We start from the raw sequence: 22827 nt of genomic DNA on the forward strand, positions 1-22827 counted from the left end.
GGTCGAGCATGTCCGTGCGTCGAGCTCATGCCGCGCCGACGCGATGGAAAATCGCCGGCCGGGTGCCGTTCACGGCGAAGTCCCCGACGATGCGGTCGCGATAGATGCGTGGATTGTGCGACGCGATGGTCCGGGCGTTCCGCCAATGCCGATCGAGCCCGTAGCCGCGCTTGGCGGCGGACGCGCCGAGCGCGTCGAAAAGCTGGGTGGTGGCGCCGAGCACGAGATCGGTCACCACGCGCACGGCCTGATTGACTTCCAGATCGGCCAGGGCGCTGACCGCATCCTTGCGCTCCTCGTCGAGATCGCGGGCGTCATAGGCATGTTGCAGTGCCTCTGCAGCCTTGAGCGCGATAGCTCCCGCACCATACGCCGCTGCTCGGACTGCACCGACGACCTGCAGGATCTGCGGATCCTCGCCCGCGCGCCCGGCGTTGCCGTGGCTGTAGATCCGCTTGCGCTCCGCCACGAGCCGGGCGACGTCGCTGGCGGCGGCCCGGGCGATGCCGGCCAGAGTCGCGACATGCACATGCTGGTGGAACGCCGTCGCATAGCGGAAGCGCACCGGCGTCGGCTTCACGAGTTCCTCGTCGAGATGGACGTCGGCGAAGGTCGCCGTGCCGCTGGCGCTGAGCTGCTGGCCGAAACCGTCCCAATCGTCGACGATCTCGACCCCGGGCGCGTGGGTCGGCACGAGCGCGGCGATAGGCTGTCCCTCGGCATCGACACCGGCCAGATTGATCCAGTCGGCGAAGAGCGAGCCTGTCGTGTAATATTTCCGGCCGTTCAGCACCCATCCCTTGCCGTTGCGGACGATCGTCGTCGAAAAGGCTGAGACCTTGCTGTCGCCGGCTTCCGAGAAGCCGGAGCCGACCAGCTCACCCGCTACGGCGCGGGCGAACCAGCGCGCGCGGAATCCGTCGTCGGGTGCGTTGAGCAGATCCTCGATGAAACCCGTATGAGCCCGCAGCGCGTTGGTGACGTTCGGATCGGCCGCCGAGAGTTCGATGACGAGCGCGAAGAGTTCCGGAGCGGTTGCGCCGAGGCCCCCTCCGCTCTCCGGTATGCGCAGGCGGGTGAAGCCGGCCTCGCGCAGCCAACCGATCTCCTCGCGCGGCAGGCGGTGCTCGGCCTCGCGATCGACGGCGCTTTCGGCGATGCGTTGGAAGATGGGCCGGAATCGCCCGGCCAAAACGTCATACCGCGCCGTTGGCCCGGCTCCCCACCCCAATTCGGCTTGCGTCATGTGTCGGGTCCTGCCTTCAGGGCTTGCTGGATTTTGCGCGTGCTTCGGCTACGACACCGCGCAGCTTGTCGAGTTCCACGCAGCCTCGGTCGCCGCAGAGCAATTCGAGGAGCTGGATGTTTCCCTCTGCCGCGACGAGGTCACCGGTCGCGACGAAAAGCTCGCCCTGATATTCGATCGCCGGACGATGGGCGGGGTCGTAATACAGCGCCTGCTTGTACCAGCGCCCGGCTTCGTCGTAGCGGCCGAGGCTGCGCAGGCTGAAGCCGAGCAGATTGTAGAGATCGGCGTGTTTGACCGTGTCCGACAGCGCAGTCAGATCCTTCACCGCGCCCTCGAACTCGCCGGAATAGACCTTCGCGCGAATGGCAGAGAGGTCCGGAAGCGCGCTCGATGGCGGGGTATCGACGGCGTGTGCAGATGTCGCGATCGCGCAGGCGAGCGCCGCCTGGACGAGCATGGGAACAAGCCTTCCTTCACGGAAAGTCTTCACGCTGCCACTCGGCGATCAACTTCGCCCATCTCATCGAGAATCTGGCGCTTGAGCGCGACGAAGCCGAGGCTCGCGCGGTCGCGCTGCTCGCCGAGCTCGACGGGGAATTCACGCACGATCCGGCCGGGATTTGCGTTCATCACCACGATGCGGTCGCTGAGATAGATCGCTTCATCGACATCGTGGGTGACGAGAACCATCGTCACCTTTTCGGCCCGCCAGATCCGCAGAAGCTCTTCCTGCAGGCGCAGCCGGGTCAACGCATCGAGCGCGCCAAGCGGCTCGTCGAGCAGCAGCACTTCCGGCTTGCCGACGAGCCCGCGCGCGATCGCCGCCCGCTGGGCCATGCCGCCCGACAATTGATGCGGGTAGACGCCCTCGAAGCCGGAGAGGCCGACCAGCGCGATATGCTCGCGCACGGCACGCTTCTTTTCCTCGCTGCTCCAGCCGGCATTCTCGAGCCCGAGCGCGATGTTCTGTTCGAGGGTCAGCCAAGGCAGCAGCCGGTGGTCCTGGAAGACGATGCCGCGCGAAAGGCTGGTACCCGAAATCCGCTCGCCATGGGCGAAGATCTCGCCCTTATAGGCGTCGTCGAGCCCGACGATGAGCCGCAGCAGAGTCGACTTTCCGCAGCCGCTGGGACCGACGATGCTGACGAAGGCCCCGGCGGGGACGTCGAGATCGACGCGGTCGAGCACGGTGAGCTTGCTGCGCTCGACCGCATAGGTCTTGCTGACATTCCTGATCTGCAGGCTGCCTGGAGAGGCCATGGCGAAGTCTTTCCGGATTGAGACGGGGGGAGGGCTCAGCCGTCGAAGCCTTGCTTCCAGCGCAGCACATGGCGCTGCAGCAGGAACATGCCGCGGTCGATGATGAAGCCGACAAGCCCGATGACGACCATGCAGACCAGAAGCTGGTCGGTCAGCAGCAGCCCTTGCGCCCTGAAGATCAGAAAGCCGAGGCCCTGCATACCGCTGAGACCTTCGGCGACGACGACCAATGCCCAGGCAAGGCCGGCGGCGTAACGCAGGCTGACCATGATGTTGGGTATCGCGCTCGGCAGGACGATGCGTCGCACGAGCTGCCAGCGCGTCAAGGTGAGCACGCGCCCGAGCTCGATATAGTTCTTCTCGACGTTGCGGATGCCCTGCAGTGTGTTGAGGAAGACCGGGAAGAACACCGACTTGGCGATGACCAGGATCTTCGCCGGGGCGCCGATGCCGAGCCAGAGCACGATCAGCGGCAGCCAGGCTATGCCCGGGATGTGGCGGATCGTGTCGAAGGTAGGCCCGAAGAACTGCTCGACCCTGCGCGATAGGCCGGCTGCGATTCCGAGCGCGACGGCGGCGATCGAACCGTAGAGGAAGGCTTGGCTGACGATGCCGATGCTTTCGAGGAAATCGAGGTGCAGCTTCTGGACCGTCAGCATCTTCCAGAAGGCCTGTACGGTCGCCAGAGGCGAAGGCAGGAAGACGGGCGGCACCCAGCGCAGCGAGGCGGCGAGCTGCCAGAATGCGAGAATGATCAGCGGCAGCACGAGGCCGATCCAGTTGCGGCCCCTGACCCAGCCGGAAAGGCGCTCCGCCGGCGGGATGGATGAGGCCGGCTGGACCGTCGTGGAACGCGTGAGGATGTCTGTGGTGCTCATGAGGGTTTCCAGGCGGGCGACGCGGGCCCTCGAAGGCGATCCATCGCCGCCGGAGCTCGCGCTCCGGCGGCGAGACCACCGGCTCAGTTGTAGATCGAGTATTGGCCGCCGGCGAAGAAACGCTCGTCGACGAAAGCGTGGATCTGCTCGTCGGTGAGGCGACGGTCGGTCAGGATGTCGTCGCCATTGGCGATGTACCAGGCCTGGAAGTCGCGAATTCCCTTGCGGGCGTTGTCCGCGTTCCGCTCGCCCTTCATGAACTCGTAGGTCGAGGGATCGGTGATCTGGAACTTGGCGATCTCGACCGGGACGCGCGTGCCCTCGGCGATGATCTGCGAAGCCTCGTCGATATTCGCGTAGATCCATTTCTTGGTGCGCTCATGCGCGATCAGGAAGGCTTTCACCGCCTGCGGATACTTGTCCACGAAATCGCGCATCGCGAAGTAGGAGACGCGGCCCGCGCCGTTGACGTAAACGCCGTCATTGGGCGAGCGGCCGACAACCTTGACCTCGCCGGAAAGCCACAGGGCGGCTGCGTTGTTGACGGCCAGATGCGCGGCTGTCGCGTCGATCGCCCCGCTGAGCAGCGCCGCGTTGACAGCCGCCGAATTATCGATCGACTGGTAGCGAACGCGTCCTTTCTGCGTGCGCGAATCGAGCGGTAATCCGGCCTTCGTCAGAACTTCGAAAGGCGAGGTGAAATAGCAGCTGACGCGGCTGCTCGCGAATTTCTTGCCGTCGAGATCCTGGACCGTCTTGATCTGGTCGTTGTTGGCGCGTGCCAGGATCGGCGTGCGGAATTCGTTCGAGGGCTCGGATTCCCAGATGATCACCGCGTCGAGGCCGTTCGCCCTGTGCACGGTCGCCGGATAGATCATGCGCTGGGCGATCGCGATGGCGCCCTTGTCGAGCGCAGCCGATTCGGCGCCGACGAGCTCGGCGGTGCCCGAGGCGATCAGATTGACCTGCGGCGTGCCGATCTTGTCGAACTCTTCTTTCAGGATGCCCTTCTTCTGCGCCACGACCGTCCAGGGGCGGAGCTGCAGGTTGATGTAGGGCAGCTTTTCCTCGGCCAAGGCGGAGGGGCTCGCCCAGAGCGATGCCAGCACGCTGCCGGCGATGGCCATTCCGATCGCATTTAACCTAAAGCTGTGTTTCATGATAGGGTTTCCCATGCTCTGCGAGGAGGAAATAGAAAGCGCCTGAATGCAAAATTTGATGCCGGAAAACCATAGTTATATCGGCAGAAAATGAGCTTTCTTTGTTGCGTGAATTGCGCGAAGAAAAGGCGCGGAAGCGTGTTATAAAACAAAATAAAATACTATTTTAATAGACTAATATTCTCGGTAATCTCAGGCTGTCCGAGGCTGGGAAACAGCATGCGTCCCTGGGGTTTCATCTCTCGCTTGACTGGCTGTGCGCATTCGCTGGCGCTCGTGCCAGCAACGCTCGCCAGTGTGCTGGGCATCGCACCGGCGGCGCAGTCCGCGCAGGCGCTTCGCATCGGCGTTCCCTATCTGCCGCCGGTATCGAAATCGATCGAAGCACGGCTCTATACGGAGGAAAGCTTCGAACTCGATCTCGCCCGGGAGGTCGGCGCGCGCCTCGCCCGGCCGGTGGAACTGGTCCGCTTGGGGGAGGAGGAGACAGGGGCGGCGCTTGCTTCGGGGCGCGTGGCGCTTGTCCTGACGCGCGGCGCCACGCCGGCTGGCACGGGTCTATCGACCGGCTTCTCTTCGGGGCTTGCCGCCTCGATGCGCAGCGATACGAGCATTCGCCGGTGGGAGGATCTCGCCGGCAAGACCGTCTGCATATCGGAAGCCAACGAGCCCGCGCGAAAGCTGGCGGAGGGCTATGGCGCCGCGGTCCGCGCCGAACGTGCCCCGGCCCGGTCGCTGATGCGCGTGCGAACCGGAGAGTGCGACGCGGCTATCCATGACGAGGAGCTGCTGCGGCGCTTGTTCTCGCGCAAGGAATGGCAGAAATTCTCGGCGACCCTGCCGGCGGCTCCGGCGACCGAATTGCGAGCCGTCCTGCCCGCCGCCGCGAGCCCGCTGAACGACGAGCTCGCGCGCGCCATCGCAACGCTCGGCGTGCCGGCCGAATGGAAGCGCCGCGAGGAGCGCTGGGTCGCCAATGTCGCCTTCGAGGTCTATCTCGAACAGGAGGCCCCGGATTGCCATTGATGCCATGCCGGTCCGGGCGGGACAGCGTCTCCGCGGGGCCGTCGCGTCGCGCCGCGCTCGCAGGCCTCGCGGCTGCCTTGGCCTGCTCCGATGTCGCCGGGGCCGATAGCGCCCTGGTCGATGTCGGCGGCGCGTTCAACCTGATCAGCCATGAGGGCAGGAGAGTCGGCTCGCGCGAATTGCTGGGCCGGCCCTACGCGATTTTCTTCGGTTTCACCCATTGTCCGGATGTGTGCCCGACGGCGCTGTTCGAGCTCGGTCTGGTGCTGAAGGACCTCGGGGACGCCGCCGATGCCCTGGCACCGCTCTTCGTCACGGTGGATCCCGCCAGGGACACGCAGGAGCAGCTCGCACTCTATCTGAGCTCCTTCGACCCCCGGATCATCGGGCTCACCGGGACGGAGGACGAGATCCTGGTCGCGATGCGCGCCTTCAAGGTCGTGGCGCGAAAGGTGCCGCTGGCGGCCGGCGACTACACCATGGAGCACACGGCCCTGATGTTCCTGATGGACCGGCGCGGGCGCTTCTTCGACAAGCTCGACTATCGTGACGAGCATGCCAAGCAGGTCGCGGCATTGCGGCGCCTCCTCGCCCTTGGTTGAGGCAGCCGGCCTCCGTGCCCCGCGGCGCGCCTGCGTCGGATTTGCGGTCGCCATCCTGATGTTCTGCGCCTCTTCACACCCTGAGGCTCCCGCGTCGCCCGAAAAGGTCGAGAGCACGACGCTGAGGCAGCTCTACGCCGGGCCGCCCCCGACATGGCCAGCTCCGGAGCTCGATGCGGGCGTGGCTTTCGTCGAATTCGGCGAGCGCCCGCGAAAGGCTCCACCGACGGAGCGGACGAGGGCTCTGGCCGCGCTCGGCAAGCAGCTCTTCTTCGATCCGTCGCTTTCGCGCGACGGCACGGTGGCCTGCAGCCATTGCCACGATCCGGCCCGGGGATGGAGCGATGGTCGCCCGGTGAGCGCCGGTGTCGGAGGTCTACGGGGGCGGCGCAACGCACCGTCGCTGTTCGGTCTCGACCATGCGGGACTCTGGGGCTGGACCGGGAGGACGACCGATCTGCGCGCTCAGCTCGCGGCGCCGCTGTTCGACCCGCTGGAGATGGCCAATGAGGACATCGCGGCAGTCGCCCGCAGCCTCGATCGATCGCCGGGCTATCGCGAGGCCTTCTCACGCCGTTTTCCCGAGGCGGAAGGCGTCACGATCGAGGGAATTGGCGAGGCTCTCGAGGCCTATCTCGCCGGCATCGACGAGACGACGCGGTTCGATGCCTTTCTGGCGGGCGACAAGGCGGCTCTGAGCGACATCGAGATCACCGGCCTGCATCTCTTCCGCACCAAGGCGCGCTGCGCCAACTGCCATTTCGGGCCGCGGCTGAGCGACGGCTTTTTTCATAATCTGCGTTTGTCTTTCTTCGGAGAGCCGGCGGAGGATCGCGGGCGCTACGACGTCACGGGACGGCTCGAAGATGTCGGCCGGTTCAGGACGCCCAGCCTGAGGCAGGTCGTCCGCACGGCGCCCTACATGCACAACGGCCTGTTCGCCGATCTGCGCGGCGTCATCAATCTCTACGACCGCGGGGGCGGTGAGGTCTGGGCGCGCAATGCCGGGGAAGCCGCCAATCCGCTCAATCCTCATGCGCAAAGGCTTTCGCCTCATATCCGAAAGCTGGGATTGTCCGACGACGAGAAGGCAGCGTTGCTCGCGTTCCTTTCGACCCTTTGAGTGGCGGAGGCCCGGGCAATAGCATCCCCGGGCGGGATAGTTCAGGCCTTGCGGGTCGATAGTCGTTCCTGCGACGGGGCGGTATCGTGAAGCCGTCTCCAGGCGCGGCGAAACTGCCGAGCGGAGGAAAAGCCGGTTCTTTCGGCGACGCTTTCCATATCCAGCCGTGAATCGGTTACAAGTTCCCGTGCCAGGGCGATCCGGATGCGGTTCACATATTCGGTGACGCTCATTTGCGCGTGCTCGTTGAACAGCCGCGACAGATTGCGCGGACTTGCGCCGGCGGCACTCGCCAGTTGGGCCACGGACCAGTCCCGCGCCGGTTCGGCCGCGACCAGATCCTGTGCCCGATGGATGGCAGGGTGGATGTGGTTGCGGCCTTCGAGCCAGGGCGAAAGCTGCGGGTCGGAGCCACCGCGACGGAGATAGACGACCAGATAGCGGGCAACGGAGAGTGCCGTGGCGTGGCCGACCTCTCGCGCCACGATGTAGAGCATGAGATCGATGCCGGACGTGATCCCGGCGCTCGTCAGCCTGTCGCCGTCCTCGACATAGAGCCTGTTCTCGCGCAACTTTGCCAAAGGGGCGAGCCGCTTCAGCTCCGCGATCGCCGCATGATGGGTGGTGCATTCGCGGCCATCGAGGAGGCCCGCCTGCGCGGCAAGCAAGGCGCCGGAGCAGATCGTCGCCAGGCGCATGCCCGGGCGAATGCCGCGCCGGAGCCACGCGACGATCGCCGCCTCCAGCGGCCCGTCCTCCGCCTCTTCGCGCACGGCGCTGCCGAGCGGTTCGTCAACGGCGCCGGATATGATCACCAGCGCATCATCCGGCAGCCTGGCCGGCAACGGCGCGATACCGGACAGGCAGAGCCCGATCGAGCTCGCGACATCCGGCGATGGGCCGATATAGGTGACGTCGAAATGGACGCTCGCCTGTTCCAGATTGGTCTTGCGCAGAACCTCCATCGGCCCGGCAAGGTCGAGCAACAGGGCGCGCGGCGGCACCACCACGAAGACGGGAATCCTCAGGGGCGCCTGCGCCTGCATTATGCGGCGGTCTGCCGGGCGGTAGCCGCAAGCGCATCCTCGACACTGGCGATGCGCGCGAAGCGGTTGGCCAGAACCAATTCGGTGCGGGTGCGAATCTCGGCCGGACTCCACTCGCGGCCGGTTGCGTCGGTCATCGGAAAGGTCAGGGTCGCCTCACCGACATAATCGACGGTGTAACCGAGGTCCGAGGCGTGTCGCGTCGTCGTCTCACAGCATTGCTCCGTGCGGATTCCGGAAACGATGATGCGGCGAATGCCGTTCTCCGTCAGCCAGACATCGAGCCCAGAGCCGACAAGGGCGCTATGCCGCGATTTCTTGAAGACCGCGTCGGGTTCGATGCGCAACGGCTTCAGGGGGGTGACGAGCCCCGAGGCCTCCGAGAACGGGCCGGTTTCGTCGACATGGAAAATCTGGACGATCGGGATGCTGGCCGTTTTCGCGCCATCGATCAGGGCCTGCTGGCGCGCGACGTAGGTGGGAACACCATCCTCGCGAAAATAGGAGCGGTGCCGAAAGGATTCCTGGGCATCAATGACCAGAAGTGCGGCTTGGGCGGACATTCGCGTTGCTTCCGTCTGTTCGAGGTCAGGGTAGGATAGACCTTGAAGGCGTCAGGGAAATGCCGCTGCCGGACGATGTGCGGACAATTTACGCCAACGCAGTGCGCGATCAGCATTCGCCTGTCACGGCGGCTGTGTCGTTCCTCGTGGACCGGGGACACGAAGCCTCGAAGCCTCGAAGCTCAGAAGGCGTTCATCTCGCATCAAGGCCCGAACGGGATTCGGGTAATTGATATCTGTTTCTTGTCCGAGTTGTAAAATATAAATCGCATCGCAAGTCAAATATTGGGATATGTTTCTATTGTTATCGCGCATATCAATGCAGTAAATTGCTTACAATCGCATTGGCGGTATGAATTTTGAAGCTTAACTCGCGGATTCATTTGCGCGCCCTGATGCGGCGCGTTCTTGGCTGCAGGCGTAGATTCCACAGCGAAGTTTTCGATGTCTCATATCGTCACGAGTTATTCTGATCAGCCTTTCGGTTCCGGAAGCGAGCGTCTGCTCGAGAAAACAAAAGCTTCCGTTCGCCTCAGTCCGCCTCCTCCCATTCCTGGACAAAGGCTGCTCGGCCCCGCGCTCGTTCTGCTGCTGTGGTTCGTGGCTTCCGGCTTGGGCTGGCTCAGCCCTCACAAGATCTCGCCGCCCGGTGTGGTGGCGAACTCGTTCCAGGAATTGATCCGCAGCGGCGAATTGCAGGCTCATCTGCTGGCTTCGCTCGAGCGGGCAGCGGCCGGGTTGTTCTGGGGCCTGTTGTCCGGTCTGGTTCTGGCGCTTCTCGCCGGGTTGACGCGGATCGGCGACGCGCTGCTCGACGGGCTGGTGCAGGTCAAGCGCGCCATCCCGAATCTGGCACTGATTCCGCTGGCGATCATCTGGTTCGGCATCGGCGAGGAGATGAAGATCATCATCATCGCGCTTGGCGTTCTGGTCCCGATCTACATCAACACCCATGCCGCGCTGCGCGGCATCGACCGGCGCTATGTCGAACTCGCCGAGTCGCTCAGCTTCGGCCGCGGCAGGTTCCTGCGCACCATCGTGCTGCCGGGCTCGCTGCCCGGCTTCTTCGTCGGGCTGCGTCTTGCCATCACGCATGCCTGGACGGCGCTGGTCGTCGTCGAGACCGTCAACGCCACGACCGGCATCGGTTTCATGATGACGCAGGCGCGCATCTACGGCCAGACCGAGATCGTTCTCGTCGGCCTGGTGCTCTATGGGGTGCTCGGTCTCGTTTCCGACGCCGCGGTGCGCTTCCTGGAGCGGAAGGCCCTGTCCTGGCGGCAGGTGCTTCAGGCATGAAGGCGCTTCAGGCATGAGGCGGACGATATGAGCGCCAACGCCTTCGTACGCGTTGAGAACCTGACGCGCCGCTTCGGCGAGCGCACGGTCCTCGATGCGCTCGATCTCAGCATCGCGCCCGGCGAGTTCGTGGCGATGCTCGGCCGCAGCGGCTCGGGCAAGAGCACGCTGCTGCGCGCGCTCGCCGGTATCGATCACGATGCCGGCCCGGGCGAACGGATCGTCGCGCCGCCGCGGCGGGCGGTTCTGTTCCAGGATGCACGGCTGCTGCCCTGGACTCGCGTCATCGGCAATGTGCTGCTCGGCGCCGATTCGCCGAAGCGCGCCGAGAGAGCCCGTGGCGTGCTGGCGGAGGTCGGCCTTGCGGGGCGCGAGGCCGAATGGCCGAAGAACCTGTCGGGCGGAGAGCAGCAGCGGGTGGCGCTTGCCCGATCCTTCGTTCGCGAGCCCGAGCTTCTGCTGGCGGACGAGCCGTTCAGCGCCCTCGACGCGCTGACCAAGATCCAGATGCAGGAGCTGCTCGCGACCGTCTGCCGCAACCATGCGCCTTCGGTTCTGCTCGTCACGCACGATGTCGAGGAGGCGATCATGCTCGCCGACCGGGTCGTGCTGCTCGATGCGGGCCGGATCGCGCTCGACCGCCGCGTGACCTCGCCGCACCCGCGCCATCGCGGCGGCCCGGAATTCGAGGACCTGCGCGACGAATTGTTCGCGAGGCTCGGCGTGGATTTCGGGCGCTCGCAATCATATCGGCCGCGACGCGAGCAGGAAGCTGCCGCTCCCGTTGCCGAACTGCAGCCTTGACGGAGATTCCGATGACCGCGTTCCACCTGAATCGCCGCGCATTTCTCGCAGGGCTGGCGACGAGCGCCGTCCTGCCCGGGCTTGCTTCGCGCGGCTTCGGGCAGGCTGCGGCCCAGCCGGCCGCGCTGCCGACCAGCGTCAAGCCCGGCACGGCGATCGTGCTCGCCGACGACGCCAATGGAGTCCGTGCCCTGCTGGAACAGTCCGGCGAGCAGGCGAAGCTCGCCGCGAAGGTGAGTTATGCCAATTTCTCCAGCGGCCCGCTGCGGCTCGAGGCGATCCGCGCGGGCGCGGCGCAACTCGGGGCGGTCGGTGACGTGCCCCCGATCCTGGCCCATTTCTCCAACGCCAATGTGATCATCGTTGGCGCCGTGCAGGGGCGCGGGGGCGGTTCTCTGATCGCGACCGCGCCGGGTTCCGGCATCAAGGCTCTTCCGGACCTCGAGGGCAAGAAAGTGGGCATCAACCAGGGGACGGCGCAGCAGGCGATCTTGCTGCGCAACCTCAAGGCGGCTGGTCTCTCGATCAAGGACATCCAGCCCATCAATCTCGGCGTCGCCGAATTCGCCGATGCGCTGCGCGCCCGGCAGATCGATGCTGCCGTCCTCAAGCAGCCCGATCGCAGCCGTTACCTGGCGAGCGTGCCGGGCACGGATGCGCGCGAGCTGGAAAGCGCGCCCGGCGCGAACCCCAACCTGTCCTATTTCTACGCCGCCCGCAGCGCGCTCGACGATCCCGATCAGGCGGCTGCGATCCGCGATCTCGTCATCCACTGGTATCGCGCCCATGCCTGGAAGAATGCCAACAGGGACGCCTGGATCGACGGCTATTTCGTCAAGAACCAGAAGCTGAAGCCCGAGGATGCCGCCGCAGCCTACGACACGCAGGGCGACACCTTCGTGCCCGGTCTGACGCCCGAGCTCATCGCCATCCAGCAGCAGACGATCGACGTGCTGCAGGAGGCGGGGTCCTTCGCCGGCAAGGAGCTCAAGGCCGTCGACGAGTTCGATCTGCGCTTCGCCAAGCTGACGGCGGCCGACAAGACCGCCAGCGACTGAGCCCGGCGGACCGCGCTTTCAATCCATCCCGTCGAAGGAGACGTTTCATGACCTCCGCGCCGCGCCAGCTTCATCTCAACGCCTTCCTGCGCAATATCGGCCAGCACGAGGCGGCCTGGCGCCTGCCCGAGACCGAACTGTCGGGTATCACCGACATCGGCCATTATATCCGGCTTGCCCGGATCGCCGAGCGCGGGAAGCTCGATGCGGTGTTCTTCGCCGACCATCCGGTTCTCAAGGACCGGACGGAGGACAGGCCGTTCGACGCCCTCGACCCCTTCACGCTGATCGCGGCGCTCTCGACCGCGACCGAGCGGATCGGCCTCGTCGCCACCGCTTCGACGACCTACAACGATCCCTATGGCCTGGCCCGGCGCTTCGCGACGCTCGACCATGTCAGCCGGGGGCGCGCGGCCTGGAACGTCGTCACGACCGCCAATGCCGACGCGGCCCTGAATTTCGGTCTCGATATCCATCCCGACCCCAATGCCCGCTATGCGCGGGCGCAGGAGTTCCTCGATGTCACGACCCGTCTCTGGGACAGCTGGGAAGACGATGCCATCGTTGGCGACAAGGATGGCGGCGTCTTCGTGGATCGCGACCGGATCCACACCATCGATCATGTCGGAACCTATTACCGCGTCGCCGGTCCGCTGGAGGTGCCGCGCTCACCGCAGGGGCGGCCCGTGCTGTTCCAGGCCGGCTCGTCGGAGCCCGGCAGAGACCTCGCCGCCCGCTATGCGGAAGGCATCTTCACCGCCCAGCCCGATTTCGACGATGCGCGGGCCTTCTATCGCGACGTCAAGCAGCGCGCCCGCGAGCATGGCCGCAACCCCGATCACGTCGTCATCCTGCCCGGCCTGTCGGCCTTCGTCGGGAGCACGGAGGCGGAGGCGCGTGCGCTGCAGGAGCGTTTCGAGGATCTGACCATCCCGACCTACGGCCTGGCGCAGCTCAGCCGCGTTCTCGGGACGACGGTGGAGGCGGGCGATCTCGACCGTCCCTTCGTGCTGCCGCCGGGCCTGGTCAACTCGCCCCATCAGAAGAGCCGTGCCGAGCTCGTCGAGCGCATCCTCGCCGGCGAGCAGCTCACGGTGCGCCAGCTCTTGCGCCGGCTCAGCGCGGGCCGCGGCCACCGCATCTTCGCCGGAACGCCGGAGCAGGTCGCCGACACGATCGAGCACTGGTTCCGCGGCGAGGCCGCCGATGGCTTCAACCTGATCCCGCCGGCGCTGCCGAGCTCGCTCGAGGCCTTCGTCGACCATGTCGTGCCCGTGCTCCAGAAGCGCGGTCTGTTCCGCCGCGATTATGCCGGTACGACGTTGCGCAGCCATCTCGGCCTTGAGCGCCCCGAAAGCCAGTACGCGCTTCGGCGCCGGCAGGAGCGGGCGGCATGAGCCAAATCCCCTATCGCACCGCCCTGATCGTCGGCGCCGGTTCGGGCATCAGTGCGTCCGTCGCCCGACGCCTCGCAGAAGCGGGACTCAAGGTCGGGCTGGCGGCGCGCGACAGTGCGAAGCTCGAGACTTTGGCTGCCGAAATCGGCGGAAAGGCATTCTCGGTCGATGCCGCGGTGCCTTCCAGCGTCGAACGCCTCTTCGCCGATGCCGATGCGGGCCTGGGTGTGCCGGACCTCGTCCTCTACAATGCCAGCGCAAGGGTGCGCGGGGCCATCGTGGATCTCGATCCCGAGGCGGTTCGCAGGGCCATCGAGGTTTCGGCCTTCGGCGGCTTCCTGGTGGTCCAGCAGGCCGCGCGGCGCATGGTGCCCAACAGGCACGGCGCGATCCTGCTCACGGGCGCGACCGCCAGCGTGAAAGGGTTTCCGCTCTCGGCCAGCTTCGCCATCGGCAAGTTCGGCCTGCGCGGGCTGGCACAGAGCGCCGCGCGCGAATTGGCGCCGCAGGGCATCCATGTGGCGCATTTCGTCATCGATGGAGGCGTGCGCAGCCCGGTCCGGCCCGACCCCAGCGAGAGCCCCGACAGCACGCTCGATCCCGATGCCATCGCCCAGAGCTACCTGGACGTGCTGCGCCAGCCGCGCAGCGCTTGGAGCTGGGAGCTGGAGCTGCGCCCCTGGGTCGAGCGCTTCTGAGCCAGGGCCTGTCCAGTCGTACAAAGGCAAAACCATGATCGAACTGTTCTATTGGCCCACTCCTAACGGCAAGAAGGTCACCATCCTGCTCGAGGAGCTCGGCCTGCCCTATCGCGTCACGCCGTTGAATATCGGGCGGGGCGACCAGTTCGGCGAGGCGTTCCTGCGGATCAGCCCCAACAACCGCATGCCGGCGATCATCGACCATGCGCCGAAGGAGGGGGGCGCTCCGCTCAGCCTGTTCGAATCGGGCGCAATCCTCGCTTATCTCGCCGAGAGGGAAGGGCGGTTCTGGCCCCAGGATCCTCGCGGCCGGCACGAGGTGCTGCAATGGCTGTTCTGGCAGATGGCCAATCAGGGGCCGAAATTCGGCGAGCGCGGCCATTTCTCGCGGCTGATCGATGCGGGTGACCAGAGCTATGCGCGACGCCGCTTCGGCGACGAGGTGCATCGCCTCTACGGCGTCATGAACAACCGCCTTTACGATCGCCGCTATCTCGCAGGCGATGCCTATTCGATCGCCGACATCGCGGCCTTTCCCTGGACCGTGAACTGGCGGGACCAGGGCATCGACCTGGACGAGTTCCGCTATTTCAAGCGCTGGTTCGAGGAGCTTTCGGCCCGGCCCGCCGTTCAACGCGGGCTTGCGGTCAAGGCCGGCGAGCCGGAGGATCCCGCCACGCTCACGGACGAGGAGAAGGCCGGGCGGCGCGGCATTCTCTATAATCAGCGCGCTCGGCCTGCTCCACCGGAGGGGCTGCTGTGATATCGATCCTCGGTCAAATCCGGACGGCGATCGTCAACTGGTTCGACGGGGCGTTCGCGGCGGACGGCATGAGAGCCGGCGGTGGTGAATTCTGGTCGTTCGACGCGCTCGTCGAGCCTGAGGATCGTTTGAAAGAGCGGGAGCGCACAACCGAGCGCGAGCCGGCCACCGAGCAGTTTGAGCCGCTTCACTGGTCGAGCCATACACATTTCTGACGGACGTGTTCGGCGGAGTGCAATCGCCGGTTGCGATCGATCCCGACAATGAGAGGTGCTGCCCCGGAGCGTATTCTTTCGCACGATGAATCCTCCGCAGCGCGTTTGATCCTCATGGTGTCGTTCCTTAAAAAGAACGTTCTGGTTGACTTGACGAACAAGCGCGTTGATCATTCGCAGGCTTTTTGGGGCAGTTCCGGCCGCTCTCGGTCGATTTGGCGACGAGTTCGTGCCCAGCCTTTGGAGATCGGTATGCGAGCAAATTTCATGAAGTCGAGCAGAACTCTGGGCTACTCGCTTGCCCTCGCCGGGTGGCTGGCCGGATCGGCGGGAGCCGCCTGGGCGGGGCCGACGCTGGACGCGATCAGGCAGCGCGGCACGATCAAGGTCGGAGTCGGGACGTCGCCCGGCTTCTTCGCTCCCGACAGCGCCGGCAAATGGCAGGGCTTCTTCGTCGATTTCGGCCGGGCACTGGCGGTGACGGTCTTCAACGATCCGGAGAAGGTGAGCTTCACGTCCTCCTCACCCCAGCAGCGCCTGCCGGCCCTGCAATCGGGCGAATTCGACATTCTGCTGTCGGGTGTCACGCAGACGGTGACGCGCGCCTTCAAGCTCGGCTTCCATTTCGGCCCCGTCGTTTTCTACGACGGTCAGGGCCTTCTGGTGAAGAAGTCCCTCGGCGTCACCAAGGCGGCCGATCTCGATGGGGCGACGATCGGCATTCAGAGTGGCACGACGGGTGAGCTCAATATCGCCGACTTCTTTCGCAAGTCGAAGAAGACCTTCAAGCCGGTCGTGATCGAGGAGACGAAGGAATTCGTCAACGCGCTTGAATCGGGCCGGGTCGATGCCCTGACGCAGGATGCCTCCGACCTCGGCCTGCGGCGGATCCAGCTGGGCAAGCCCGACGATTACGTTCTCCTGCCGGAGCGTCTGTCGAAGGAGCCGCTGGCCCCGGCCATCCGCGCCGGAGACGATCGCTGGCTGGAAATCGTCAATTGGACGGTATTCGCCACGATCCAGGCGGAGGAGCTCGGCATCACCCAGGCGAATGTCGACGAATTCCTGAAAAGCGACGATCCCGGGATCAAGCGCTTCCTCGGCGTGGACAAGTCACTGGGTGAAGCGCTCGAACTCGATCCGAAATTTGCCTACAACATCATCAAGGCTGTCGGAAACTACGGCGAGATCTTCGAACGCAATATCGGCAAGAAGAGCAAGGTGGGTTTCGAACGGGGTTACAACCAGCCTTGGACGCAAGGCGGTCTGCTCTATTCCCCGCCGTTCCGTTGAGCTTGCAGAGCCAGGATGACCTCTTCCTCATCCGCAGCGGCAGGCCGGCCGGGCCCGAAAGGACCCGGCTTCTTTTTGGCCATCGCCATCTGGTGGGGCGCCAAGCCTCTCCAGCAACTCGCGCTGTTCATCGCGGTCGGCCTCGTCTTCGTCCTGCTTGGCTCGAACCTGGTGCAGAACATGCACCGCCTCGGCCTCACGCCGGGCTTTCAGTTTCTTGGACACGCCGCCAATTTCGAGATCGGCGAGGGGCTGATCGCATATTCGGCCGGGGACAGCTATCTGCGCGCGGTCGCCGTGGGCTTTCTCAATACGCTGAAGGTTTCGTTCGCGGGCTGCATCCTGGCGACGGTGCTCGGGGTCGCGCTGGGCATCGCCCGCCTCTCGTCCAATCCGATGCTGGCCAGGCTGGTGCAAGCCTATGTCGAGATCGTGCGCAACACGCCGCTCCTGCTGCAGATCTTCTTCTGGAACACGCTGTTTCACGCGTTGCCGGGCCCCCGCCAGGCATTGTCGCCGCTGCCTGGCGTGCTGCTGACCAATCGCGGCGCGTTCTTCCCGTTCATCGCGGACGACCAAGCGACCGTCGCGATCGTCTCTGCCAGCTTCCTGCTGGCACTGATCGTGGGTGGATTTCTCAAATGGCGCGCCGGCAGGCGCGCAAGAACGTCGTTGGTCGGGGCCGCGATCTGGACGCTTGCCGCGTTTCTGCTTCCACCGGCGATCGCGGTCATCGCAGGGGCGCCTCCGACGTTCGATCTGCCAGTGCTGTCGGGTTTCAACATCCGCGGGGGCACCTCGTTGTCGCCGGAATTCGTGGCGCTGCTCGTCGCGCTCGTGATCAATGCGTCGGCGAGCATCGCGGAAACGGTCCGGGGCGGCATCCTCTCGGTGGCGACCGGTCAGTGGGAGGCTGCGCGTTCCCTGGGGCTGTCGCGGGCGAAGATCATGCGGCTCGTCATCCTGCCGCAGGCTCTGCGCGTCATCGTCCCGGTCATGACGTCGAGTTATCTGAGCCTGACGAAGAATTCGAGCCTAGCGGTGGCCATCGGCTACCCGGATCTCGTGAACATCCTCAACACCACCGCCAACACCACCGGCCAGGCGCTGGAGGCGATCCTGATCATGATGCTCGTCTACCTCGCGGTGAGCCTGATCGTGTCTGCCGCGATGAACGCCTATAACCGCCGCTGGGCCCTGCGAGAGCTGCATTGACGATGACGCGGCCCTCGCTTCCTTCCGCTGCGGCTGGATTCCGCGGCCTGCCGGATTTGATCGCCCGGCTGACCGGAACGCGCGGCAATCTGCTCATCACCCTGGCGCTGCTGACCTCGGCGGCCTGGCTGCTTCCTCCTTTGGTCAGGTGGTCCCTGATCGATGCCGTCTGGCGGGGCGACGCCGCGACATGCGCATCCGCAGCCGGCGCCTGCTGGGCCTTTATCGGCGAAAAGCTGCGTTTCATCGTCTTCGGCTTCTACCCGCAGCCGCTGCAGTGGCGCGCCTCGCTGGCGGTGGTGCTCGTCGCGCTTCTCGTTACTGCCACAGCCTGGCCTTCGCTCTGGGGCCGGCGCCTGCTCGCCGTTTGGCTGGTCGCGATCCCCGGCATTCCCGCGGTGCTGCTCGGCTGGCCGGCCGGAGACGTCGTTCCGACCGAGAAATGGGGCGGCCTGCCCGTGACCCTGTTGCTGGCGGTCGGGGCCTTCGCCGGAGCGTTCCCGCTCGCCATCCTGCTCGCGCTCGGACGGCGCTCACGCATGGGCGGTATCAGGCTGCTTTCCATCGTGTTCATCGAGCTCCTGCGCGGCGTGCCCTTCATCGCCGTCCTGTATGCCGCGACGCTGTTGTTCCCCCTGATGCTTCCGGCCGGGTCGGACGTCGACAAGTTCCTGCGGGCCCAGATCGCCCTCGTGCTGTTCGTCGCGGCTTACTTGGCGGAGATCATTCGCGGCGGGCTTCAGGCGATTCCGGTTGGGCAATACGAGGCGGCCAAGGCGCTCGGCTTGTCCTACTGGCGCTCGATGCGGCTGGTGGTTCTTCCCCAGGCCTTCCGGCTGGTGATCCCGCCACTGGTCAATCTCGCCATCGGCGTGTTCCAGGATACCACGCTGGTCATCATCATCGGCATGTTCGATTTCCTGAACACCTCGCGCGTATCGGCGACGGATCCCCACTGGCTGGGCTTCTACACGGAAGCCTATGTGTTCGCGGCACTTATCTACTTCCTGGTCTGCTTCGGCGCATCGCGCTACAGCCTTTGGCTCGAAGGCAGGGTTGCCGATGCCGGGTTGGCGAAGCCCAACGAGCGGCAGATTCCCGCCGATCGGTAGCGTTTCGTCTCACTCCAGGCTCATTGCAGCGGAGGAGGCTGGGGGGACGATCGTTCGGCTCCCCTTCGCGCGGGCTGTTTGAGAAGAGCTTCCTTCGAGGCGATGTTGATAGAGCAGGTCGATTACCTCGGTACCGAAGTGCATCAGGGTCGCATCGCCCCCCCTTGATGTGCTCCGGCCGGCGATTCATGCCACGCACCTCAGGTTGCGTGATCCCGGCAGAGCTTCTTCGCTTGGCCGAACACCATGAAGCTCACCGCTGCGAGCAGCCAGGCGCTCACGCCGCCATAAAGCATGACCCGACCGAAACCGTTGGCCAAGGCGTCATGAACGACAGCATCTGATATCCCCTGTCCGAGTGAGCCAACGGTTCCGGCAGCGCTTCTTTCTGCAAGCGAACGCAGAATAACTGGGTTCGTGTCGAGCGGGAGGTTCGCTCCGAGCGAAGACAGCACGCCTTCGACCAGAATGAAGCCCATGATGGGAATGTTGATCGCCAGCGAGATCATCCGTGCGCTCATGTCGATGCCGGACGCCATGCCGGAGCGGGCCGCGGGAACAGATCCTGTCGTCGTGTTGGTGACTGGCGTGTTGGTCAGGCCGAGGCCGACACCGGTCAGGATGCAGCCCGGCAGCATGGTCAACCAGTTCGCGTTCCCGGCGCCGCTGCCGAGCTTCATCAGCATGAAGCCGAGGCCGATGGTGAACAGACCGGCCGGAATGACGAGACGGGGCTGGTAGCGCAGCGACAAACGCTCGGCCAGCGGCGGCACGACCAGGGCGGGCAGCGTATAGGCGAGCAGCCCCAGACCGGCGGCGACGCTGTCATAGCCCAGCCCCGCCTGGAACCAAATCGGCAAATAGATCATGAACGGCCAGAAGCTCATATTCATCGCTGCCGAGCCGATGATCGCGCCGGAAAACGCGCGGATGCGGAAAACCGAAAAGTCGAACATCGGCCTCGGGGTGAGCCTTTCCGCAATGAGGAAGGCGATGAAGCTCGCGACCGCCACGCCCAGGATCGACAGCGCCGCCGGGCTGGCGAAGCCGGGTTCCGGCCCCTGGGTGATGAAGAAGGCGAGGCAAAAGACTGCGGCCGAAAGCGTGACGATGCCGACGAAGTCGAGCCGGGTCGCTTCCGGATCGCGTGATTCCCGCACTCCGCCGGCCGCCAGCAGCAAAGTCACGATGCTGAGCACGACATGGACGAGGAACACCCATTCCCAGCTCCAGAGCGCGACGATGGCGCCGCCGATGATCGGACCGAAGCCCAGCCCGACGCCGGAGACGATGCCCCACCAGCCGAAGGCCATGCCTCGGTCGGCGGCTGTGCGGAACTCGTGCGAGAGGATCGCGATCTGGCACACCAGCATCGCCCCGCCGCTCAGGCCTTGGAGAAAGCGAGCGCCGATCAGCACCGGCACGCTGCCGGTGATCCCACAGGCGAGGGACGATGCGCCGAAGGCGACGATGCTGGCGGTGAACACGCGTTTGCGTCCGAAGCGGTCGGCAAGCGCGCCCGTCGCCATCAGCACCATCGTCACGCCAATCGTATAGGCGTTCATGATCCATTGAAGTTGTCGGAAATTCGCGTTCAGCACCTGCTCCAGAGTCGGCAGGATCGCCGGCACGCTGGAGATTTCCAGTCCGAACATCAAGGCGGACAGGCAAACGGCGGCGAGCGCGACAGCGTGCCGGCTGCTGGTCGGCGCGGAGATCGCAATGGTCATGGTTCAGCCTTTCGACGTCCGGACCGCGACGGCGAAATCCGGTCATGACGGAAGGCGCGTGTGCTTCGGTCCGCGTGTTGCGGTCGAGGCAAGCTAGCGAAACCTTGACCATATCTGAATTAGATGGTTAAGTATTTCAGAGACAACATATTCGGATCATTGGATGACCACGCTGGATGTGGACGCCGTCCAGGCGTTCGTCACCATCGCCGATTTGCAGAGCTTCACCCGCGCCGCCGAGGCACTCGGGACCACGCAAGGTGCCATCAGCGTGAAGCTCAAACGATTGGAGGACCGGCTCGGCCAGCGGCTCATCGAACGAACGCCCCGCTCGGTACGCCTGTCGGCGCAAGGAGCCGTGTTCCTGGTGGGCGCGCGCGACTTCCTCGCCGCTCACGACCGCGCCATGGCCGGTCTTTATGCGGGAGGCCGCCGCTTCGGCCTCGGCATCGCCGCCCATGTGGCCGGGCCGGAGGTTCCGACCCTTCTGGCCCGACTCAATGCCCACGATCCCGGCCTGACCATTGAAGTGCGGATGGAGAGCTCGCGCGTCCTGCTCGACGCCTTCGATCGCGGCGAACTGGACGCTGCCATCATTCGGCGCGAGGATGATCGGCGCGACGGCGAGGTACTGGGACCGGAGCACTTCGGCTGGTTCGCCGCCCCGCAATTCGAGCACCGTCAGGGCGAGCCCTTGCGGTTGGCCGCGCTTTCGCCCGCCTGCGGTGTGCGCGACATCGCCACTCGCGCGCTGGACGCCGCTTCGATCCCCTGGACCGAGGTTTTCCTTGGCGGTACGTCATCCATGGTGACGGCCGCCGTCTCCGCCGGCCTCGCCATCTCGGCCTTTTCCTATCGCCTTGCGCCTCCCGGCACGATCGAGGTCAGCCAGCGTTTCGGCCTGCCGCTGCTTCCCTCCACCGAGATCGTGATGTTTTCCACGCTCACCGATGCAAAATCACGTGAGGCCCTTCGGGCGCTCGCTGCCGGTTTCCGGGAGCATCGGCCGGGTTCGTGAGAGGTGCAGAGAGCCTCTCCGGAGCGGCTCCCCTCGAGGGCGAGCGCGCATCTTGTGAAATCCTGGACATGGACGATTCCGAACCATGGCCCGCCAACCTTGAGATCCGTTCGGAAATACCGGAATAGGTCTTCGCGCTCTGCGCCGTTGCTGTGGCAAATTGCTCAGACGATTCGGAACTATCTAAACGCCAGGGTGTATTCGTTGCTTACGTCTCTCAAGCGGGTCGTTTCGATTCTCGACGCTTTCGTGGGAAGCAAGCGCGAGTGGACCATTCTTGAGCTCAGCCGCGAATTGGGGATCCCGCAGCCAAGCATCCACCATGTTTTGTGACCTGAGACACTGCTCGATTTCCGCTCCGGAGGCACTCTGGAATGCGGCTTCCATGATAAGAAGTTGCTGACTTCGAATGCCGCTTTGCGACAGGATCTAAGGCAAATTTACACTTTCCCGCGCACTCCAAACATGTAGTTTTGATCGAACGGGATGACGACGATGAAGATCCCGCCGGCGAGGATGATTTGGGCCTGGAGGATGAGGAGGGGCTCGGCGATCCGGCCTTCGCCGACATCGACGCCTTGTTGGTCCGGACGCGAAAAAAACTTGACGCCTGGAACGATTTTTCCTCCGACGAGGGCCGCAAAAACCTGATGCTACGCGATCCCACCTATGACGCCGCCGGGCGGTTCGCGCGGTGGCAAGACATCCTGGAGGAGGGCAGGGGGCTGCCGGCGGCGCTCGCAGCCGCGGTCGCGCTCGATGCGTGGCTGTGGCTCGAGCCGTCGGAACGCGCCGGCGAGCTCGGGTTCGCGCTCGCGGCGACCGTGTTGCGACAGCGCGAGTTGGCGCAGGCGCATCTGCCAACAGTCGGGGTTGGGCTGAGACGGGGAAAGTTCAGGTGGAGCCCGCATTTGGCGCTCAGCGCCCGGGTTGAGGGGCTGCTCGGCGCTTTTGGCGAGGCCGCTGCGTTCGGGCAACGGGATCTCGATCGGCTGTCATTGGCGCGAACGCTGATGCTACGGAGGTGCGAGGGCCGGCGGGGGAATTCGAAGTTGGCGGACCTGGTTGACCTGTTCGTGTCGTCGCCGCTCGTGACAGTGCAACTGGCGGCGGCGCGGTTGCAGGTGACGCCGCAGGCGATCGAGGCGATGCTGAAGGAACTGAGCGGCAGCTTGCCGCGCGAGCTCACTGGGCGGAAGCGGTACCGCGCTTGGGGGATCCTGTGACCAGGCAGATACATGCACTTGACGACATAATGCCTTTCAAGGCATATCGCTTTCATGGCCTGGGCTGTTCAATCCGTCGCCGAATTCGA

At 65.1% G+C, this 22827-nt stretch carries 24 protein-coding genes; 16 read left to right on the plus strand and 8 right to left on the minus strand.

Annotated features, from left to right (window positions below; all coding sequences use genetic code 11):
• Positions 1–25 precede the first annotated feature (25 nt).
• The 5 genes from AB6806_RS26570 to AB6806_RS26590 all read right to left on the minus strand — a co-directional run bounded on the left by AB6806_RS26570 (position 26) and on the right by AB6806_RS26590 (position 4547).
• Positions 26–1246: an acyl-CoA dehydrogenase family protein gene (locus tag AB6806_RS26570; protein ID WP_370956009.1), complete on the minus strand. Its 1221-nt coding sequence runs from the start codon at positions 1244–1246 to the stop codon at positions 26–28.
• Between the two features lie 16 nt (positions 1247–1262).
• Positions 1263–1706 (minus strand): tetratricopeptide repeat protein, encoded by a 444-nt coding sequence (locus AB6806_RS26575; protein WP_370956010.1) that lies wholly within the window; start codon positions 1704–1706, stop codon positions 1263–1265.
• A gap of 29 nt (positions 1707–1735) precedes the next feature.
• Entirely contained in the window at positions 1736–2509 is a 774-nt protein-coding gene (locus AB6806_RS26580; protein ID WP_370956012.1) for an ABC transporter ATP-binding protein, read from the minus strand.
• A gap of 35 nt (positions 2510–2544) precedes the next feature.
• Positions 2545–3387, minus strand: a complete 843-nt coding sequence (locus tag AB6806_RS26585) for an ABC transporter permease (RefSeq protein ID WP_370956013.1) — start codon at positions 3385–3387, stop codon at positions 2545–2547.
• Positions 3388–3470: 83 nt separating this feature from the next.
• Positions 3471–4547 carry an ABC transporter substrate-binding protein gene (locus tag AB6806_RS26590; protein WP_370956014.1) on the minus strand — a complete coding sequence of 359 codons (1077 nt, stop codon included), beginning with the start codon at positions 4545–4547 and terminating at the stop codon, positions 3471–3473.
• 219 nt (positions 4548–4766) lie between these two features.
• On the opposite strand from AB6806_RS26590, the gene AB6806_RS26595 reads away from it, so the two are divergent.
• Genes AB6806_RS26595 through AB6806_RS26605 form a run of 3 tightly spaced genes read left to right on the plus strand, consistent with a single transcriptional unit; the run spans position 4767 to position 7298 of the window.
• Entirely contained in the window at positions 4767–5573 is an 807-nt protein-coding gene (locus AB6806_RS26595) for a type 2 periplasmic-binding domain-containing protein (protein WP_370956016.1), read from the plus strand.
• Positions 5573–6175, plus strand: a complete 603-nt coding sequence (locus AB6806_RS26600) for an SCO family protein (protein WP_370956018.1) — start codon at positions 5573–5575, stop codon at positions 6173–6175. Before AB6806_RS26595 ends, AB6806_RS26600 begins: the two co-directional genes overlap by 1 nt.
• Complete coding sequence (locus tag AB6806_RS26605) at positions 6168–7298, plus strand: cytochrome-c peroxidase (RefSeq protein ID WP_370956019.1); 1131 nt, start codon at positions 6168–6170, stop codon at positions 7296–7298. The genes AB6806_RS26600 and AB6806_RS26605 overlap by 8 nt, the downstream gene beginning before the upstream one ends.
• Positions 7299–7339: 41 nt before the next feature.
• On the opposite strand, the gene AB6806_RS26610 is transcribed toward AB6806_RS26605, so the two are convergent.
• On the minus strand, positions 7340–8344 hold the full coding sequence (locus AB6806_RS26610) for a GlxA family transcriptional regulator (protein ID WP_370956020.1): 1005 nt from the start codon (positions 8342–8344) through the stop codon (positions 7340–7342).
• Positions 8344–8907 (minus strand): isochorismatase family protein, encoded by a 564-nt coding sequence (locus tag AB6806_RS26615; RefSeq protein ID WP_370956021.1) that lies wholly within the window; start codon positions 8905–8907, stop codon positions 8344–8346. The genes AB6806_RS26610 and AB6806_RS26615 overlap by 1 nt, the downstream gene beginning before the upstream one ends.
• 600 nt (positions 8908–9507) lie before the next feature.
• On the opposite strand from AB6806_RS26615, the gene AB6806_RS26620 reads away from it, so the two are divergent.
• The 10 genes from AB6806_RS26620 to AB6806_RS26665 all read left to right on the plus strand — a co-directional run bounded on the left by AB6806_RS26620 (position 9508) and on the right by AB6806_RS26665 (position 18764).
• Entirely contained in the window at positions 9508–10206 is a 699-nt protein-coding gene (locus AB6806_RS26620) for an ABC transporter permease (protein WP_370956023.1), read from the plus strand.
• Positions 10207–10233: 27 nt separating this feature from the next.
• Positions 10234–11010: an ABC transporter ATP-binding protein gene (locus AB6806_RS26625; RefSeq protein ID WP_370956024.1), complete on the plus strand. Its 777-nt coding sequence runs from the start codon at positions 10234–10236 to the stop codon at positions 11008–11010.
• Positions 11011–11021: 11 nt separating this feature from the next.
• Positions 11022–12068, plus strand: a complete 1047-nt coding sequence (locus AB6806_RS26630) for an ABC transporter substrate-binding protein (RefSeq protein WP_370956025.1) — start codon at positions 11022–11024, stop codon at positions 12066–12068.
• Positions 12069–12115: 47 nt separating this feature from the next.
• A complete protein-coding gene (locus AB6806_RS26635; RefSeq protein WP_370956026.1) occupies positions 12116–13465 on the plus strand; it encodes an LLM class flavin-dependent oxidoreductase in 1350 nt (449 codons plus the stop codon).
• Positions 13462–14163, plus strand: coding sequence for an SDR family NAD(P)-dependent oxidoreductase (locus AB6806_RS26640; RefSeq protein ID WP_370956027.1), 702 nt, complete (start codon positions 13462–13464; stop codon positions 14161–14163). Before AB6806_RS26635 ends, AB6806_RS26640 begins: the two co-directional genes overlap by 4 nt.
• 34 nt (positions 14164–14197) lie before the next feature.
• Positions 14198–14929, plus strand: coding sequence for a glutathione S-transferase N-terminal domain-containing protein (locus AB6806_RS26645; RefSeq protein ID WP_370956028.1), 732 nt, complete (start codon positions 14198–14200; stop codon positions 14927–14929).
• Positions 14926–15144: a hypothetical protein gene (locus tag AB6806_RS26650; RefSeq protein ID WP_370956030.1), complete on the plus strand. Its 219-nt coding sequence runs from the start codon at positions 14926–14928 to the stop codon at positions 15142–15144. The genes AB6806_RS26645 and AB6806_RS26650 overlap by 4 nt, the downstream gene beginning before the upstream one ends.
• Before the next feature lie 267 nt (positions 15145–15411).
• Positions 15412–16437: an amino acid ABC transporter substrate-binding protein gene (locus AB6806_RS26655; RefSeq protein WP_370956031.1), complete on the plus strand. Its 1026-nt coding sequence runs from the start codon at positions 15412–15414 to the stop codon at positions 16435–16437.
• 75 nt (positions 16438–16512) lie between these two features.
• Positions 16513–17652 carry an amino acid ABC transporter permease gene (locus AB6806_RS26660; protein WP_370956032.1) on the plus strand — a complete coding sequence of 380 codons (1140 nt, stop codon included), beginning with the start codon at positions 16513–16515 and terminating at the stop codon, positions 17650–17652.
• Between the two features lie 2 nt (positions 17653–17654).
• Positions 17655–18764 (plus strand): amino acid ABC transporter permease, encoded by a 1110-nt coding sequence (locus AB6806_RS26665; RefSeq protein ID WP_370956034.1) that lies wholly within the window; start codon positions 17655–17657, stop codon positions 18762–18764.
• A 200-nt stretch (positions 18765–18964) separates the two neighbouring features.
• On the opposite strand, the gene AB6806_RS26670 is transcribed toward AB6806_RS26665, so the two are convergent.
• Positions 18965–20494: an MFS transporter gene (locus AB6806_RS26670; RefSeq protein ID WP_370956036.1), complete on the minus strand. Its 1530-nt coding sequence runs from the start codon at positions 20492–20494 to the stop codon at positions 18965–18967.
• 163 nt (positions 20495–20657) lie between these two features.
• Here AB6806_RS26670 and AB6806_RS26675 point away from each other — a divergent pair, with 163 nt between their 5' ends.
• The 3 genes from AB6806_RS26675 to AB6806_RS26685 all read left to right on the plus strand — a co-directional run bounded on the left by AB6806_RS26675 (position 20658) and on the right by AB6806_RS26685 (position 22738).
• A complete protein-coding gene (locus tag AB6806_RS26675) occupies positions 20658–21512 on the plus strand; it encodes a LysR family transcriptional regulator (RefSeq protein ID WP_370956037.1) in 855 nt (284 codons plus the stop codon).
• Between the two features lie 195 nt (positions 21513–21707).
• On the plus strand, positions 21708–21845 hold the full coding sequence (locus AB6806_RS26680) for a helix-turn-helix domain-containing protein (RefSeq protein ID WP_370956091.1): 138 nt from the start codon (positions 21708–21710) through the stop codon (positions 21843–21845).
• Between the two features lie 140 nt (positions 21846–21985).
• Positions 21986–22738 (plus strand): DUF1612 domain-containing protein, encoded by a 753-nt coding sequence (locus AB6806_RS26685; RefSeq protein WP_370956038.1) that lies wholly within the window; start codon positions 21986–21988, stop codon positions 22736–22738.
• Positions 22739–22827 lie beyond the last annotated feature (89 nt).

Source organism: Allobosea sp. RCC_152_1, assembly GCF_041360765.1.
Classification (GTDB): domain Bacteria; phylum Pseudomonadota; class Alphaproteobacteria; order Rhizobiales; family Beijerinckiaceae; genus Allobosea; species Allobosea spartocytisi.